This window comes from Mycobacterium sp. NTMscope_MAC_269, from assembly GCF_976985695.1.
Window position 1 is genome coordinate 2,228,232 of record NZ_OZ335668.1, and the last position, 16,441, is coordinate 2,244,672.

At 68.4% G+C, this 16,441-nt stretch carries 17 protein-coding genes; 1 reads left to right on the forward strand and 16 read right to left on the reverse strand.

The window, feature by feature from the left end; translation table 11 throughout:
• Positions 1-7: 7 nt before the first annotated feature.
• The 8 genes from ACZ50Z_RS10485 to ACZ50Z_RS10520 all read right to left on the reverse strand — a co-directional run bounded on the left by ACZ50Z_RS10485 (position 8) and on the right by ACZ50Z_RS10520 (position 7,734).
• Complete coding sequence (locus ACZ50Z_RS10485; RefSeq protein ID WP_464483489.1) at positions 8-514, reverse strand: Rv2253/PknI dimerization domain-containing protein; 507 nt, start codon at positions 512-514, stop codon at positions 8-10.
• Positions 515-525: 11 nt separating this feature from the next.
• Positions 526-1,794: a cytochrome P450 gene (locus ACZ50Z_RS10490; protein WP_464483490.1), complete on the reverse strand. Its 1,269-nt coding sequence runs from the start codon at positions 1,792-1,794 to the stop codon at positions 526-528.
• A gap of 25 nt (positions 1,795-1,819) precedes the next feature.
• Positions 1,820-2,425: a TetR/AcrR family transcriptional regulator gene (locus tag ACZ50Z_RS10495; RefSeq protein WP_464486171.1), complete on the reverse strand. Its 606-nt coding sequence runs from the start codon at positions 2,423-2,425 to the stop codon at positions 1,820-1,822.
• A gap of 116 nt (positions 2,426-2,541) precedes the next feature.
• A complete protein-coding gene (locus tag ACZ50Z_RS10500; RefSeq protein ID WP_464483491.1) occupies positions 2,542-3,744 on the reverse strand; it encodes a thiolase family protein in 1,203 nt (400 codons plus the stop codon).
• Entirely contained in the window at positions 3,741-4,163 is a 423-nt protein-coding gene (locus ACZ50Z_RS10505; protein WP_464483492.1) for a Zn-ribbon domain-containing OB-fold protein, read from the reverse strand. The genes ACZ50Z_RS10500 and ACZ50Z_RS10505 overlap by 4 nt, the downstream gene beginning before the upstream one ends.
• Positions 4,160-5,365: a CaiB/BaiF CoA transferase family protein gene (locus tag ACZ50Z_RS10510; protein ID WP_464483493.1), complete on the reverse strand. Its 1,206-nt coding sequence runs from the start codon at positions 5,363-5,365 to the stop codon at positions 4,160-4,162. The genes ACZ50Z_RS10505 and ACZ50Z_RS10510 overlap by 4 nt, the downstream gene beginning before the upstream one ends.
• A gap of 3 nt (positions 5,366-5,368) precedes the next feature.
• Entirely contained in the window at positions 5,369-6,394 is a 1,026-nt protein-coding gene (locus ACZ50Z_RS10515; RefSeq protein WP_464483494.1) for a phosphotransferase, read from the reverse strand.
• Positions 6,391-7,734 carry an alpha/beta hydrolase domain-containing protein gene (locus ACZ50Z_RS10520; RefSeq protein ID WP_464483495.1) on the reverse strand — a complete coding sequence of 448 codons (1,344 nt, stop codon included), beginning with the start codon at positions 7,732-7,734 and terminating at the stop codon, positions 6,391-6,393. The genes ACZ50Z_RS10515 and ACZ50Z_RS10520 overlap by 4 nt, the downstream gene beginning before the upstream one ends.
• Positions 7,735-7,874: 140 nt before the next feature.
• Here ACZ50Z_RS10520 and ACZ50Z_RS10525 point away from each other — a divergent pair, with 140 nt between their 5' ends.
• The gene (locus ACZ50Z_RS10525; RefSeq protein WP_464486172.1) at positions 7,875-8,237 is read left to right on the forward strand and encodes a hypothetical protein; all 363 of its coding nucleotides are present in this window, start codon (positions 7,875-7,877) and stop codon (positions 8,235-8,237) included.
• Between the two features lie 158 nt (positions 8,238-8,395).
• On the opposite strand, the gene ACZ50Z_RS10530 is transcribed toward ACZ50Z_RS10525, so the two are convergent.
• From ACZ50Z_RS10530 to ACZ50Z_RS10565, 8 genes are all read right to left on the reverse strand, one after another.
• On the reverse strand, positions 8,396-8,692 hold the full coding sequence (locus ACZ50Z_RS10530; RefSeq protein WP_464486173.1) for a cupin domain-containing protein: 297 nt from the start codon (positions 8,690-8,692) through the stop codon (positions 8,396-8,398).
• 102 nt (positions 8,693-8,794) lie between these two features.
• Entirely contained in the window at positions 8,795-9,415 is a 621-nt protein-coding gene (locus ACZ50Z_RS10535; protein WP_464486174.1) for a TetR/AcrR family transcriptional regulator, read from the reverse strand.
• 62 nt (positions 9,416-9,477) lie between these two features.
• The gene (locus ACZ50Z_RS10540) at positions 9,478-9,906 is read right to left on the reverse strand and encodes a nitroreductase family deazaflavin-dependent oxidoreductase (protein WP_464483496.1); all 429 of its coding nucleotides are present in this window, start codon (positions 9,904-9,906) and stop codon (positions 9,478-9,480) included.
• A complete protein-coding gene (locus ACZ50Z_RS10545) occupies positions 9,899-11,161 on the reverse strand; it encodes a cytochrome P450 (RefSeq protein WP_464483497.1) in 1,263 nt (420 codons plus the stop codon). The genes ACZ50Z_RS10540 and ACZ50Z_RS10545 overlap by 8 nt, the downstream gene beginning before the upstream one ends.
• Positions 11,158-11,943 carry an SDR family NAD(P)-dependent oxidoreductase gene (locus ACZ50Z_RS10550; RefSeq protein WP_464483498.1) on the reverse strand — a complete coding sequence of 262 codons (786 nt, stop codon included), beginning with the start codon at positions 11,941-11,943 and terminating at the stop codon, positions 11,158-11,160. The genes ACZ50Z_RS10545 and ACZ50Z_RS10550 overlap by 4 nt, the downstream gene beginning before the upstream one ends.
• Positions 11,943-13,151 (reverse strand): amidohydrolase family protein, encoded by a 1,209-nt coding sequence (locus tag ACZ50Z_RS10555; protein WP_464483499.1) that lies wholly within the window; start codon positions 13,149-13,151, stop codon positions 11,943-11,945. The genes ACZ50Z_RS10550 and ACZ50Z_RS10555 overlap by 1 nt, the downstream gene beginning before the upstream one ends.
• Positions 13,148-14,614, reverse strand: coding sequence for an aldehyde dehydrogenase family protein (locus ACZ50Z_RS10560; protein ID WP_464483500.1), 1,467 nt, complete (start codon positions 14,612-14,614; stop codon positions 13,148-13,150). Before ACZ50Z_RS10560 ends, ACZ50Z_RS10555 begins: the two co-directional genes overlap by 4 nt.
• A gap of 92 nt (positions 14,615-14,706) precedes the next feature.
• Positions 14,707-16,251 carry an AMP-binding protein gene (locus tag ACZ50Z_RS10565; RefSeq protein ID WP_464483501.1) on the reverse strand — a complete coding sequence of 515 codons (1,545 nt, stop codon included), beginning with the start codon at positions 16,249-16,251 and terminating at the stop codon, positions 14,707-14,709.
• Between the last annotated feature and the right edge of the window lie 190 nt (positions 16,252-16,441).

Here is a 16,441-nt window from a genome sequence, read left to right on the forward strand (position 1 = left end):
CTCTAGTTCAGCTCACTTTGTCCAGCCGGAACGGCAGCGAGATCACCAGCGCCTTGTTGATGCCGCACGCGCCGCTGTCCCCCGTCGTCTGGTCGACGCCCGCCAGGGTCGTGGAGTTGGAATCGGTTGCCACCCAGCCTTTCTCGTCGACCGGATAGAAGCGGTAGATCTGGTGGCCCGTTCGGGCGGCACCGTTCGGGCACGGCTCCCAATTGGGAACGTCGCGCTTGACCACGTATTCGCTGCCGTGCAGCCCGACGTCGGCGCTCCACCCGAGGTCGCTGGTCACCCGGCCGGTGCATTCCAGCGGCGTGCTGCATGTGGTGCTGATCGTCCACCTGCTCCGCACGGTGGCCTCGTTGTGGTAGATGTCGTTGGATTTCGCCCAATCGCCATTGGATGTCGCCAGGTAGGTGCCGTTGAGCCCCCACTGGTCACCGGAGGCGGCGGCGCTCGGCGCCACACCGCCGGCGAGAACCAACGCCGCAAGCGCCATCGAGATCAGCCGCCGCACTCGGTCACCGCCTACGTGATCGGCGTGAATTGCAGGTGTAGTTCGTTGAGCCCGCGCAGGATGTATGTCGGCGCGTAACCGTAGCGGCGATCACCTGCCGGGCCGTGGATGGCTTCGTTGATCCGGATATCGCCCATCCGGTCGAGGATGCGCTCCAGCGAGACGCGGCCCTCGACGCGGGCCAGGGGCGCGCCCGGGCAGCTGTGCACGCCGCGCGCGAACGCGATGTGCTCGCGCACATTGGCGCGGTCGAGCCGGAATTCGTGCGGTTCCTCGAAGCGGTCGGGGTCGCGGTTGATCGCTCCAGGGCACAGCATGACCGTGGTGCCGGCCGCGATGTCGACGTCTCCGACCCGGGTTGCCTTGCGCGCCAACCGGAACGTCGTCTTGACGGGGGCCTCCATCCGCAGCGCCTCCTCGATGAAGGCGGGGATGAGGCTGCGGTCGTCGCGGAGCGCCTGCTGCAATTCCGGCTTGTCGCACAGGATCTGCAGCGCGGCGCCGAGCAGCTTGGCCGTGGTTTCCTGGCCGGCCCCGAACAGGAACGTGGCGGCCCGCACGACGTCGACGACCTCCGGTGTGGACCCGTCCGGGTACCGCGCGGCGGCGAGATCGCTCAGCACGTCACCGCGCGGCTCGCGGCGACGGTCTTCGATGTAGAAGCTGAATTTCTCGTCGAGGAATTCGAGCGGGTTGATCGCGGCCGGATCGTGGTCGAGGTTGCCCGCGGTGTGCGAATTCGCCAGTGCGGCGCGGAATTCCTTGTGGTCTGCTTCGGGCACCCCGAGCAGGTTGGCGACGGCCAGCAGGGCGTAGGGCTTCGAATACGCGTCGAGGAACTCGCATTCGCCGCGCCCGACGAATTCGTCCAGTTGCTGGTCGGCCAGGCTCCACAGGAAGTCCTGGTTCTCCTTCAGCCGTGCCGGCGTGAGCAGCCGGCTCAGCACCGATCGGGCGCGGGTGTGATCCGGCGGGTCCATCGTGACCATGTGCTCGTGCAGCGGCATCTGCGCGCGGTGCTCGTCGATCAGCGCGCTGATGTCGTCGCCGGTGGGTTCGAACGGCAGGGGCGGGAACGGGCCGCCCACCGCGATGCAGCTGGAGAACGAGTCGACGTCTTTGTAGAGCGCCATGGCCTCGTCGTAGCCGGTGACCGCGACCACGCCGTGGTGGGGCTCGGTGACCACGGGGCCCTTGGCGCGCAGGTGGTCGAAGTAGGGGTGTGGGTTGGGGACGAGAGTCGGATCGGTGAAGAAGTCGAGGTCGTCAAAGTCGTTCACTGGCACCCTCCTTGGCGATCGGCGGTCATGCTCGTGCCGCTCCGAGCGCGGCTTTGCAGAATTCCCAGAGGTTTTCCTCGGTGGCCGCCAAGTCCTCGTCGGTCTTGGCCGCATAGGCGTAGTAGTGGTAGATCGCGCGCTGCAACTCGACGATGAACCAGGTGTCCCAATCGGGATTTCGCGGGCGCAGCAACCCCTTGTCGGCGGCGGCCGCGACCTCGGCGCGCAGCAGGTCGACGAACGGCTGCTCGGCCTCGGCGAGTTCGGTCGGGAAGATGCGGTGCAGGTGCCAGTGCGCGGAGACGATGAACCGGATGCCTGCCGCTTCCCGGCTGTCGCCGTGGAATTGCTGCAGCGGCGCGGTGATGTAGGAACGCAGGCGATCCATGGGGTCTGACATGTCGGCGGCGGCCTTGGCCCAGCGGTCGCAGGCCTCGGTCATCGCGTCGCCGATGACCGCCAGTAGCAGTTCGTCTTTGGAGGCGAAGTACCGGTAGAAGGTCTGCAGCGCGACGCCGGCCTCGGCCACCAGTTCCTGGGTGGTGAAGTCGTCCTTCGCTGCGATGAGCCGGCGGGCGGCGTCGAGCATCAACCGCACCTGGTTCGCGATGCGGGTGCGGGAGCGCTGCACGGCCGCCGACCGGTCGACAGCGCGCTCCACCCAGGACTCCGACGGGACTGTCACAACGACTCCCTAAACGCCAGTAACAGTAGAACGATATTCTGATGCTTCAGAGAACGCAACTCTCAGAATGGCTCGGAGGTGTAGACCACCGCGCCACCGAAGTGGGGCGAGGAATGGCAGGCCAGGCCGGTTGTTGCGTTGTGGCGCTGGCGGTCCCCGGCGCGCCGGGCCAGTTGCAGGTAGCACTCGAGCATTTGCGGGATGCCGTGCATGCGCCCGTTGCCGAGCGCTCCGCCCCCCGACAGCGCGGGGATGCCGTCCGGGCTGTCGCTGTCGATGCCGCCGGCCTCGACGAAGCGGTGCGCCTCGCCGGCCGGGCACAGTCCGAGCACTTCCAGCCAGAGCCAGACGAACAGCGAAAAGCCGTCGTACACCTGGGGCAAATCGATGTCGGCGCCGCAGATTCCGGCGCTTTCCCACAGCCGCCGCGCCGTCTGCGCGCCGCCCTCGAGGATGTCGTCCAGCGGCCAGTGCAGCGGAAGGCGTTGCCGGGCGGGCATGCCGGAGGCGTATCCGGCGATGTAGACCGGCGGGTGCGGCAGGTCGTTGGCCCGGTCGGCGGAGGTGAGCACGAACGCGGCCACGCCGTCGACCGGGATGTCGCAGTCGTAGCGGCAGACCGGATCGAAGAGCATTGGCGCGGAGAGGTATTCGTCGGTGTTCAGCGGGCGACCGCGCCAGAACGACCAGGGGATGCGCGCGCCGTTCTTGCGCGCTTCCACCGCCACGGCCGCCATCGACTCCCGTCGCGCGCCGAAGCGCTGCAGATACTCGTTGTGCGGCAGCGCGATCATCGCCAGCGGCCCGAAAAAGCCTTGCGGCGCCGTCCATTGCAACGGGCCGCGCGCCTCACGCATCGGGTTGGCGTGGTAGCGGCCGACGGGGTTGTGCAAGGCGCGGTGCAGCAGCACATAACCGGCGGCGCCGGTGGCGATGGCGTTGACGGCCATGGCGACCGAGCCGGTGATCTGGCCGATGCCGTCGAACCCGGCGACGTAACGCGGTGCGGCGCCGAGGTTTTGGGCGAGCCAGGCCGAGGACACCGTGCTGACGCCGTTCTCGGCGGCCTGACCGCCCGCGCTGGGCAGCAGGCTCGAGCTGACGAATCCGTCGATCTGGTCGAGGCGCAGTCCCGCGTCGGCGATGGCGGCGCGGGCGGTGTCGAGGGCCAGCGCCCCCAGCGGTCGGTCGGCGCGGCGGCACACCTGGCTGTGCCCGTAGCCGACGATGGCGACCTCGTTGCTCGCCGCGAATCTGGCGCTCACGCCAACTCGAATGCGGGGACGGCCACGCCGGGTGCGAGGTCCTCGAAGCCGACTGTGACAGCGTCGCCGACGTGCAGCTCCGCATCCAGAACTTTGGGGCCGTCGAGCAGGCGACCGATGAGCCGCAGCTCCGCCTGCTCGGCGAGCTCGACGTCGACGAGCACGAAGGGCAGGTCCGCGTCGAAGCCAGGCAGGAAGGCCTGGCGAACCACGGTCCAGGATCGGACGACGCCGCGCCCGCTGACCGGGGTGAATGCGAAACCGGGATCGGTTGCGTGGCAATGGGGGCACGCCACACCGGGTGGCATGCTGAAGCGCCCGCATTGCGCGCAGCGCGCCACGGTGAGGACGTGGTCGGCCGCGGCCGACCAGAACGGCGCCGAGGTCTCGTCGGGGACCGGCAGCGGGCGTGCGCTCACGGGATCACACCCTGGTCGGCCAGCGAGGAGATCCGGTCCCAGTCGTAGCCGAGCTCGGCGAGCAGCGCCTCGGTGTGCTCGCCGTGCTCGGGCGCGCGCCGCATGGGTGGCGACTGTTCGTCGAGTTGCACGGGCACGGTGGGCAACCGGTAGGCCTGTCCACCCTCGAGCCGCACCTCCCCCACGTAGCCGTTTGCGATCACCTGTGGGTCCTCGATCACCTCGGTCACGGATTGCACTGGGGCCCAAGGGGCGTCGAGCTTGGCCAGCAGCTCCTTCCATTCGGCGAGGGTGTGGCGGGCGAACACGCCGTCCAGCTCCTCGACGCAGGCTGCGCAGTTGGCGCGCCGGGCGGCCATGTCGGCGAAGCGCGGATCCTCGATCAGGTCGTCGCGGCCGACCAGGCGGCAGAACTCGGCCCAGTAGCGGTCGCCCTGCAGGAACATCAGCTGGATGTGGCGGCCATCTTTGGTTCGGTAGTTGCCGGTGAGCGGGTTGACCTGTGGGCCACGGCCGCCCACGGGTCCGGCCTCGCCGCCGTTGAGCACCGCGAGCAGATCCGAGGACAGCATCCACATGGCGGTGGCCAACAGCGAGACGTCGACGACGGAGCCGGTGCCGGTGTTCGAACGCTGGAGCAACGCGGCGGCGATACCGAAAGCCAGTGCCATGGCGCCGTTTCGGTCGCCCATCGCGCCGCGCTGGCTGATCGGGTAGTCGCGTTCGGGCGGGGTCAGGATGTGGCCCACTCCCCCGCGCGCCCAGAACGCCGAGCTGTCGTAGCCGGGCTGGTTGGCGTCCGGGCCGCGCGTCCCGAAGCCGTGGCCCCGGGCGTAGATCAGACGCGGGTACCGGGCGCGCAGCGTGTCGGCGTCCAGCCCGAGGCGGGCCAGCGCGCCGGGACGCAGGCTGGTGAGGAAGACGTCCGCGGTGGCCAGCAATTCGTGCAGCACGGCCATCCCGGCGTCCTGGCGCAGGTCCAGGGCGATCGACCGCTTCCCGCGATTGGCCAGGGCCATCGACAGATTCACGCCGTCGCGGTCGGTGCCGATGCCCTGGGTCGCCAGCCCCCGGTAGGGGTCGCCCTCGAGGCGTTCGATGCGGACGACGTCCGCGCCCCAGTCGCCCAGCAGCGCGCCGGCCACCGGGACGAAGACCCATTGCGCCAACTCGACGACGCGCAGCCCCTCGAAAGCGTCCATTGATTACCTCCTCAAAGCCTCGTGGTCGGCCACCGCGGTGCCGAGCCGGTGCAGCAGGGTGGCGATGATCGCCGGCTGCACCTTGGTGGTGATGCCCCACAGATAGAATCCGTGCACCATGCCGAAAGCGATGGCCCGCCGGGCGTCATCCCAGGGCGGCGGCGTGACGCCGTGCGAGGCGAGCGCATCGAGGTAGTGCCGCAACAGGTCTCGCTCGGTGCGCCGGCGTTCGTCGACGGTCAGGGTCGAGGCGATGTGGTAGCCGACGTCGAGGTACCAGCCGCCGCGCTGGACGAGCTGCCAGTCGACCAGGCATCCGGCGCCGCGCGCGTCGAGAAAGACGTTGCCCACGTGGGCGTCCCCGTGGATCACGCACCAGGGTCCCGCGTCGGTCGTGACCAGGTCGCGGTAGGCGTCGACGAGGCGTTGCGGGTCGCGCACCTCGGCGGGAACCCGCTGCCCGTTGGGGCCGTTCAGGTTGCGGCCGATGATGTCGAGGGTGGTCTGTAGCCCCCACACCTCCAGGGCGCGCCCCAGCCGCGGCGCCAGCCATGGCACCTCGGCGCAGCGGTGCGATTCCCAGGTCGCGGCGTGCAGGCGGGCGAACTCGGTGAGGGTCTGCGCGGTGTGGTCGGGCGTGTACGGGCTGTTGCCGTCGAGGAACGTCGCGCCCTGCGCCACAACGTCGTCGGTGATGACGACGCCGTGGTGGGTGTGCGGGTCGATGTCGGCGTAGACGCTGTGCAGGGTGCGCACGCCGGTGGCGGCCGCCAGCTCGCGATAGAAGTAGGCCTCTGGAGCCCCGACGTAGCGGGCGGCCCGGCCGATGTCGTTGAAGTAGCCCTTGACGCAGAGACCGCGTGAGCGGCCGTCGGCGGCTCGAATGGTGAATCGTGCGTTGGTGGAGATCCGATCGACGACCGGCCCGGGTGCCACGTCGCGTATCTCGATGCCCAATGCCGCGGTGAGCCATTCGGCGGACAGCGCCTGCTCGAGGGTGTCCGGCACGGGCACGGTCGCCACGCTCATGCCGGCGCGGCCATCCGGGCGAAGGCCGTATGTGCCTTGGCGGTCTGGTCTTTCAGCAGTTCCGCGCGGTCTTGCTCGACGAGATAGCCGGCCCGGATGGTGGCGTCGAGGCTGATCGTGAATTCGGTGAGGTAGGTCTGCAGGTCGCCGTAGCGCTCGGCGAGCACCTCGTGAGGCAGGGGCACCTCGCGGCCGGCGAGCTTGCACAGTGGTCCGGGTGTCGAGTGCGCCTCGTAGCGCGCGAGCGGCGCGTCGAGGAACGGTGACGGCACGCCGCCGATCGCGTTGCCGAACCGGTCGACGGCCGCCTCGGCCACCTGGCCGTCAATGCTCAGCGCGATGCGCGGCGCCCTGGGTGGCGTGATGTCGTCTTCGGCCCACCGGAACAGGTTGCGCAGCGCGGCGCGGACAAAGGCGGACATCGGAAAGCTCGACCCGTCCCCGTCGCAGCCGGGAATCTTTGCGGCGTGCGGCGCGCCCGCGATTTCGTAGAGCCGGAAGCGGTCCCCCGGATCGTCGGCGTCCTCGCGGCGCACCGAGGCGCTGCCGGGGTTGACGAACCCGTCCGCGTCGAATCCTTCGACGTCGCTTTGGGGTTGGATTTCGACGACCGGAGCCCCAGCCGCGCGGATCGGAGCGTACTCGAAGCGCGGCAGGCCATCGCCCACGGCCAGGGGCGTCAGGCTCGCGGCGTGGCAGGCCGGGAAGAAGCCGTCGTAGGCGGGGCGGCCGAGCGCGCCGAACGCCGCCGCGAAAGTGGCGGTGTCGACGCCGCTTTGGGAGTAGCCGCCGAGATAGACGTGCCGGACCGGCAGGTGGCGCAACGGGCTGTGCTCGCCGCCCTCTTTGAGCACCGTCCCGATCGCGCGCAGCAGGTCCCAGGCGAGGTCGTTGGAACCGATCTCGACGTCGGCGTAGCGCCGGGGGTCGTAGCCTTTGAGTTGCGTTGCCGACGTGGCGCGTTCGGTGATGCCGATCCACGCGTCGCCCTGCGCCTGCAGCAGGCTGGCGGCGTGCAACCACAGCGCGTCGCGGTCGACCCCGTAGGTGGTGTTGAACGGTTCGACGAGCACCCGGCCGCTGAAGCGATCCGGGTCGCTCGGGTAGCGGGCCAGCACTCGGGTGACGTAGCGGTGTCCGCCGCTGATTACCGTCGCAGGTCCGATCGCGGGTCCGGTGTAGCGATTGGCGGTGCCCGCGAGCAGATATTCGACCTCCGTGTAGTCCTCGGAGAATTCCGGGAGGTCGTCGTCGAACGCGGACGGCGGGCGGGTGGCGCTGGTCTCGGGAACGCCTGCGCCGATTGAAATCTCCAGCAGGCGGATCACGTCAGCAACCATCTATCGAAAACGCCGTTGTCCAAGTAAAATTGGGGACTCGAACAATGAGGAGCGTCATGGGATTCAAAGTGTTCGCATGCAAGATTCCGGCGCTCCTCGGGTTGCTGGCCGTCGTCGCCGCCCCCGTCGCGCGGGCCGCGATGCCGTTCGGCAACTACGACCTTCAGATCGAGGGCCGATACGACTTTCACACCTGGGTGTGGGCGATCACCGCATGCCCCGGCGGCGGGTGTGTGCATGTGAACGCGCTCGCCAGGCCGGTGGCCAAGGCCTTCCCCTACACCGGCGACGCGCACCTGGCCGACGGGCGGTACACGTTGGCCGTCGACGTTCCGGACGGCCTCCGGTGCGGCGACATCTACTACGGCCCAACGATTCCCACCCATGACGTCTACACCTGGGACGCCGTCACGCTGGCCGGATCGCTCGAGTCCTCGTTCGCCGCGGGCTGCGACGGAGCCCCCGGAACGCAAACGTATCCGTTCGCGCTGTCCCGCATGTAGCCCGACGCGTCGCGGTGGTCACATCCGCCACTGGCTAGAGGCGCAAGGGCATTCGCCCTCCTCTCAGCGACAACCACGGACGCGCCTGAGTTGTCGCTGCAAGGTGGGCAATTCGACATATGCCTTCCGCCCAGTGGCCGGTGTCGCAGGCGAGGTCCTCATGACTGCCCGGCCCGCTGCATCGCGTCCATGCACTGCTGCAGCGCGAACGCGGGGTTCAATTCCAGGGCCCGGGTGCGTTCGGGGTAGATCAGGATGTGGCCGGCCGGAAAGAAATACACCTCACCGGCGGTCGCCGTCTCGTCCGGCCAGTCGGTGTTCGGATAGGTCGCGCGGATCGTCCCTTCGAAGATGAATCCGTAATGCGGACAGGGGCATACGCCGCCGGGAAGCCCGCCGACCTGGTAGAGCGCCGTGCAATCCAGCGGCCCGGTGGTCGTGTAGCCGACCTCCATGTCGCCCCACTGCACCGACCGGAAGTTGTCGCCGGCCAACGGCCACCGACCCCCTCCGCCGCTGGGCAGTTCGTCGGGTTTCGCATGGGGCATGGCGTACCTCTATTTCGATCGGCTACCGCGCGATTTGCGTGTCGTCCCACCCAATGCGGTCAGGCAGAACTGCCACAGTTGCTCTTTGACGTCGACCTGCCGCGGTGCGTAGGCGTAGTAGTGGTACACCGACCGAACCAGTTCGGCGACGAACCACGCGGCCCATTCCGGGTCCGCCGGCGCCAGCAGCCCGGCCTCGATGCCCGCGTTGATCTCGCCGAGGAGCAGATCCACGAACGGCTTCTCGGCCTCGGCGAGCTCGTCGGGGAAGATGCGGTGCAGCCGCCAGTGCGTCGAGACGACGAACTTCGCGGTGCCGCCGTCGCCGCCCTCGCTGTCGAGCACCTCGATGACCGCCGTGACGTAGAAACGCAGCCGCGCGACCGGGTCGGGCAGGTCCCGAGCGGCCTCCGCCCAGCGACCGCACGCGTCGGTCATCGCGTCGGCGATCACCGCCAGCAGCAGTTCGTCCTTGGTGGCGAAATAGCGGTAGAAGGTCTGCAGCGCGACGCCGGCCTCTTTGACCAGCTCCTGGGTGGTGAAGCTGTCGCCCTTTTCCCGAATCAGCCGCAGGGCGGCGTCGAGCATCAGCCTGACTTGGTTGGCGATGCGCTCGCGCGAACGCTGCACCGCCGCCGACCGCTCCGCGGCCCGTTCTTCAGCACGTGACACCGAAGAAATGCTAGCCGTGCTCATGCCGGTGTGAGGACAACGACGGGAATGTCGCGCTCGGTGCGTGACTGGTAGACGTCGTAGTTGGGCCATTGCTCGGTCATGATCTTCCACAGCCGTGGCTTCTCGTCGGCCGTCGCGGTGCGCGCCACGACCGCGAGTTCGTCGGCCTTGACCTGAATGCCGGCGGCGGGATTGGCTCGCAGATTCAAATACCACGACGGGTGGATGGGCGCGCCGCCCATCGAGGCCACCACCAGATAGTCGTCGCCGTCGCGGCCGAAGATCAGCGCCGAGGTGCGTCGTTGGCCGGTGCGGCGACCGGTCGTCGTGAGCAGCAGCGTCGGGACCCCGTTCCAGATGTAGCCGACCTCGCCGCCGCTGTCCCGATACGCGCGGATGTGGTCCTCGCCGAGCAGGGTGAGGTCGGGCTGGGTGTAATCAGACATCGAACACCACCGGGATGGCCGTGGCGCCGCGCTCGTACATCCCGACGAAGCGGGGCGGTTCGGCGTCGGGGTCCAGACGCAGGTTGGGCAGCCGGTCGAGCAGCGCCGAGATCGCGATGGTCATCTCGGCGCGGGCCACGTGCATGCCGAGGCAGATGTGCGCTCCCTGCCCGAAACCCAACGACGGCTTGAACTTTCGGGTGATGTCGTACTCGTCGGGGCGGTTCCACCGCGCGGGGTCCCTGTTGGCGGCGCCGAGCGCGAGATGCACGACCGATCCGGCGGGGATCGCCACGCCGGCCAGTTCGGTGTCGGCCATGACCCAGCGGGAGAACATCGGATCGGTCGGCATCCACCGGATCGCCTCCTCGATGGCGGGGCGCAGCAGGGTCCGGTCGGCGCGCACCGCCTCGAGGAGTTCGGGGCGCTGCAACAGCGTGGTCAGCGTGGTGCCCATCTGCTTCCACGTGGTGCCCGAGCCCGCGCCGAGCAAAAGCAGCACGAAGGAATCGATTTCGCGATCGGTGAGCCGGTCGGTGACGCCGTTCTCGTCGGTCAGCTCGGCTTGGACGAGGATGCTGATCAGGTCGTCCCGGGGCTCCTCGCGGCGCGCGGCGATGACCGGCATGAGCAGATCGACCACCTTCTGCGGGTCCCGTGCCAGCGCCTCCCGGATGTCCAGCGCCTGCTCGACGGGCACCCCGAAACTGCCGGTGATGGTGAGCACGGGGATGGCCGCGCAGAAGTCGACGTTGAGTTCGGCGCGCCCGTCGTGGACGAGGCCGTCGACGAGCAGGTCCACGGTCTCGGTGATCCAATTGTCAATCCACCACTTGCTGTTCGCCGGCAGGAACGACGGTTGCACCAGCGCGCGATATCTCTTGTGCTGCGCACCGTTCATCGACAGCATGCTGTTGGTCAAACCGAGCGGGCCGTTCTCGAGGTCGACCGGATTCGGGGACGAGGCGAACACCTCCGGGTTGCGGTAGACGACCATGCAGGTGTCGTAGTCGAACACCGTGAAATGCGGGCTGTCGGGGTAGGGCAGCCCGTGGAAGAACATCGTGTCGGTGCTGCCGGTCAGCTCGTGCAGGATGCCGGGCAGCACCGGGCCCTCCTGGCGCAGGCGGTGCCACACCGGATAGGGATCGTCCTCGTAAGCGCCACCGGCCCAGGCGTTGTAGGAGCTGCGCAGGTCGAACAGTTCCCGCAGTCGATCGCGGTCTAAGGCGGGCCCCCCAACCTGACTGGTCATTTCGCCACGAACCCGCCGTCGACGGGCAGCGCCACCCCGGTGACGTTGCGCGACGCGTCGGATACCAGATACAGCGCGGCCTCGGCGCAATCCTCGGCGGTGATGGCGCGCCCGAGCGGATGCTGCCCGCCGACCGATTCGGCGATCGCCGCCTGCTGCTCCGCGTCGACCTGAAGCCCGCCCGCCGCCATGAAACCGGTCAGCGGCATGGCGGCCGGGCAGATCGCGTTGACGCGAATCCCGAAGGGGGCGGCCTCGATTGCGACGGCCCGGGTGAGCTGGATGACCCCGCCCTTGGTGGCGCCGTACACCGAGCCGCCCCAGCCGACCAGGCCGGCCACCGACGCGGTGTTGAGGATGACCCCTCCGGAACCCTGCTCCTTGAACCGCAGCACCGCGTACTTGGTGCCGAGGAACACCCCGCCGAGGTTGACCGCGACCAGGCGGTTGAAGTCCTCGAGGGTGTGGTCCTCGAAGATCATCCCGAGGCGCGGCGTCGGGATGCCGACGTTGTTGAACAGGATGTCGAGGCGCCCGTACTGGTCGACGGCCGCCGCGATCATCGCCTGGACCTGCTGCTCGTCGGCGACGTCGACGCCCACGGCGATCGCGGTACCGCCCGCCGATTCGATCCGGCGCACAGTGTCTTTCGCATGGTCGAGTTCGATGTCGGCCGCCACCACGCGGGCGCCCTCCTCGGCGAACCGCAGCGCCGATACCCGGCCGACTCCGGAGCCGGCGCCGGTGACGATGGCGCTCTTGCCGTCGAGCACTCCGGCCATCAGGCGCTCGCGAGGACGGGGGGCTCGGCCGGGGTGAACCGGTACAGGCGTTCGGCGTTGCCGCGCAGCAGCTTGTACTGCACGTCCTCGGGAAGGTCCTTCATGGTGTTGCGGGCGACGTTGATGCAGTCGGGCCAGGTGGAGTCCGAGTGCGGGTAGTCGGTCTCGCACATGATGTTGTCCTCGCCGAGTTCGTCCAGACTCCTTACCGCGTGGCGGTCTTCGATGATGCAGCCGTAGATGTGGTTGCGGAACGTCTCGCGGATGTCGAGCGTGTCGAGGTCGATCGCCTTGCCCGCGCCCGCATGGGTGTCGAACTTCGCGCCGCGCATCACCCAGTACCGCTGCTTGTCCAGCACCTGTTCGGCGCGCTCCAAAAAGTAGGGCATCCAGCCGACCTCACCCTCGGACAGCGCGATCTTCAGGTTGGGGTAGCGCTGGAACATCCCGCTGAACAACCAGGACAGCATGGTGCCCGACGTGCGCGAGGCGCCCCAGGTGAGGTTGGCCATGAACGGTGCGTCCGCGCAGATCTTGGGCAGCGTCGAGGACGAACCGACGTGCATGCTGGCCACCATGTGCAGCTCGTTGGCCGCCGCCATGACCGGCTCCCAGTAGCCGTCGGCATCGTGAATCGTGGGCAGCCCCAACGGTTCCGGGTTCTCGGAGAACGCGAACGTCGTCACGCCCTTGGCCGCCATCCGCTCCATCTCCTTGGCGGCGAGCTTGGGGTCCCACATCGGGATCAGCATGAGCGGGATGTAGCGGCCGGGCGCGGCGCCACACCACTCCTCGACGAGCCAGTCGTTGTAGTGCTGCAGGCATTCGAAGCCGAATTCGCGGTCGCTGGCCTCCATGAACAACTGTCCGCAGAAGCGGGTGATCGTCGGAAAGCACAGCGAGGCGAGCACACCCGAGCGGTCCATGTCCTCGACGCGGGCCTTGGCGTCGTAGCAGCCCGGCCGCATCTCCGAATACGACAGCGGCTCGGGGCTGAACTCTTCCTTCGACTTTCCGACGACGGCGCTCAGGCCCGAGTTCGGGTAGCGCTTGCCGTCGTAGACCCAGTTGTCGATGCCGTGGTCGTCCTTCTCCATGTGCGGGGCGCGGTCGCGATCCTTGGCGGCCACCCGGTCGACCCACAGGTTGGGCGGTTCGAGGATGTGGTCGTCGACCGAGATCAGCCAGTTCAGGTCGTATTCGCTCACTTCAACTCTCCGATCGACATGTGCTTGACCTCCTGGAATTCGCGGATGCCGTCCGGGCCTCGTTCGCGGCCCAGCCCGCTTTGCTTGTAGCCCCCGCTCGGGGCGTAGGCGGAGAAGACGCTGGTGTTGACGTTGACCGCGCCGGTGCGCAGCCGGCGCGCCACCTGCAGGGCCGCGGTCGTGTCGCTCCCGTACACCTGGCCGGACAGGCCGTAGATGCTGTCGTTGGCGATCGCGACGGCGTCGTCGAGGTCGCGGTAGCCCAGCACGCCGATGATCGGGCCGAAGATCTCTTCCTGCGCAGCGGGATTGGCGTTGCTGGGCAGGTCGAGCACGGTGGGCTCGAAGAAGTAGCCGCGGTCCAGGCCCGCCGGGCGTCCGCCGCCGCAGAACACCTTGCCGCCGTGTTCTTCGGCCAGCTTCACGTACTGCTCGCATTTGTCGCGCTGGGCGGCGCTGATGACCGGTCCCATCATGGCCGATTCGTCGCTGGGCGGCCCCACCTTGATCGACCCGTAGGCGCCACTCACCGCGTCGAGCACCTCGCCTTTCTTGTCCTGCGGCACAAGCATTCTCGTCGCGGCGACGCAGGCCTGGCCGGCGGTGGACAGGACCACGATCATCGCGCCGCCGGCGGCGCGGTGCACGGCGTCGGGCAGGTAGATCTGCGCCGACTTGCCGCCGAGTTCCAGCGAGACCCGTTTGACGGTCGGCGCCGCCTGCGCCAGGATCTTGCGGCCCGCGATCGTCGAGCCGGTGAACGACACCATGTCGACGCCCGGGTCGCTGGTGAGCAGCTCCGCCCCGGCGATGCCGGATTCGACGACGACGCTGAGCACGCCGGGCGGCAGGCCGGCCGCGTCGGCGGCCGCACCGAAGATCAGCGACGAGATCGGCGTGAGCGGGCTGGGCCGCAGGATCACCGAATTGCCGGCCATGAGTGCGGGAATCAGCTTCTGGAAGCCCATGATCAGCGCCGCGTTGTACGGCGTGATGGCGGCGACCACGCCGACGGGTTCGTGGCGGCGAACGCTCAAAGCGACCCGGCCGCGCACCAGGTCGTCGACGGGTACCGGGCTGGCTTCCTCGTGGGCCATCGACAGGTAGAGGTCGATCGTTTGGCGGGCGATGGCGGCCCCGGCCCGCAATTGCGTCATCTCGGCGAAGAACGTCGATTGCCCGGCCTCGGCGACCAGCGTGGGAACCAGCGTGTCGCGGGCGGATTCGACGTGGTCGACGAACGCGTGCAGCACGCGTGCCCGCTCGCTCGGTGCCGCGTCGGCCCAGACGCCGTCGTCGAAGCTGCGGCGCGCCTCGGCGATCGCGCGACGCACCTCGGCCAGCGGTGTCGCGGTGATGTCGGCGACGTGAGTCTCGTCGGCGGGATTTTCGACGCTGACTACGTCGTCACCGGTGACCCAACTGCCCGCGACAAAGGTCCGCCGCTCCGCGACTATCGCCACGTCAACTCCTAAATATCAGGTGACGGTAGAACGATATTCTTCTTTGGCCAGAAGTTCAACTCTCAATTTGTGGCGGGTCGAGGCGCCCAGCGCTACGCCCTGTCCCGAATGCTTTGGCGGACAACGTACTTCTGCACCTTGCCGCTGGCGGTGCGCGGATAGTCGTCGACCTGGTGCAGCGATTCGGGCCATTTCTGCTTGGCCACCCCGGCGCGCTCGAAGTGGTCGCGGACCTCGCCCAGGGTCGGCATGAGCTGCCCGGTCTTGATGCGCAGCACCGCCGCGGCGTGCTCACCGAGGCGCGCATCCGGGGCGGAGACCACGACCGCCTCGGCGACCGCGGGCATGCCGAGCAGTACCTCCTCGACCTCCAGCGCGCTGATGTTCTCGCCGCCGCGGATGATGATGTCGGACTTGCGGTCGGTGATGGTCAGATAACCGTCGTCGTCCATGACCGCGATGTCGCCGGTGTGGTACCAGCCGTCGGAGTCGAACGCGCGGGCGGTCAGCGCGGGATCGGTGTAGCCGATGAATAAATCCGGTCCGCGAGAAAGGATTTCGCCGTCGTCGGCCAGCCGTACCTCGACGCCGGTGCGTGCCTTGCCGTCGGTGAAGAGCCGCTTGTCCTCGGGTGCGGTGAAATGCGAACCGGTGATCGACGGATGTTCGGAGCTGCCGTAGGAGCGGGTGACGACGATCCCGAGATCGGCCAGGCGCCGGGTGACGGCGGCCGGGACGGTGGATCCGCCGAGGCCGATGTGGGTGATGTAGCGCAGGTGCTCATCGGTGAACCGGGGATGGTCGAGCAGGCTGGTGACGAAGTACGGCGGTCCCCCGCCGAGCGCGACGCCGTCGGTGTCCATCAGGTCGATCGCCTTGTCCGGGTCCCACACGTCGGTAAGGTCGATCGGCGCGCCGTCGAGGACGGGGATCAGGAACGCGCCGAGCATGCCGATGAAATGGCCGACGGGCAGCGCGGTGAGTTGGCGGGCGCGGCCCGGTGCGTAATTCTCCAGCAGCTGGCGCGTTTCGAAACCCAAACTCTGATGGCTGTGGATCACGCCCTTGGGGTCGCTGGTCGTGCCCGACGTGAACGCGATCACCGCCGGGCCGGCGGGGTCGGCGGCCAGCGTGCCCTCCATCGGTTCGTCGGCCAGCAGTTCGTCAAAGCCTTCACCCACCAGCGCGACGATCGGCACGTCGGCGCAGACCTCGGGCGCGTAGGTCATCCGCCCGAATCCTTCGGCGGTGATGAAGGCCCGCGGCCGGACCGTGGACAGGATGTAGCGCAATTCCTTGGGCCCGTAGAAGTGGACGATCGGGACGACGACGGCGGACAGGAACGCCGACGCCCAGAACGTGGCCGCAGCCTCCACCCAGTTGGGCAGCTGGAACGCGACCACGTCGCCGGGGCCGACGCCGCGCGCTCGCAGGCCGGCCGCGAGCCGGCGGGCCATCAGTTCGACGTCACCGAACGTGCCGGTGAACGGGCGCACCGCCGAGTGGACGCGAAAGGTGGTGTCCTGGTTGTCTTTGAGGCCGCGGGCCAGCAGGTCCCCGAGCGTGTCCGGGGTCCACCAGCCCCGCTCCTCGTAGCGGCGCGCCAACTCGGGCGCGACCACTCGGATACCGGTCACATCGCTCCTCCGGTGACGCTTCAGCCGTGGCCAGCGTAGAACGACACTCTCGTGCTGACCAGTATTGAAGTTCTAGTAATGCGGATGTATCGTTCTGCTCGCTACTACGTGAGATTTGTATCACACCGCGGACCGGTTGGCTTGGAATGACGATGGATCGGGACAGCGTTATGGGGGTCTGTAGCCGGCA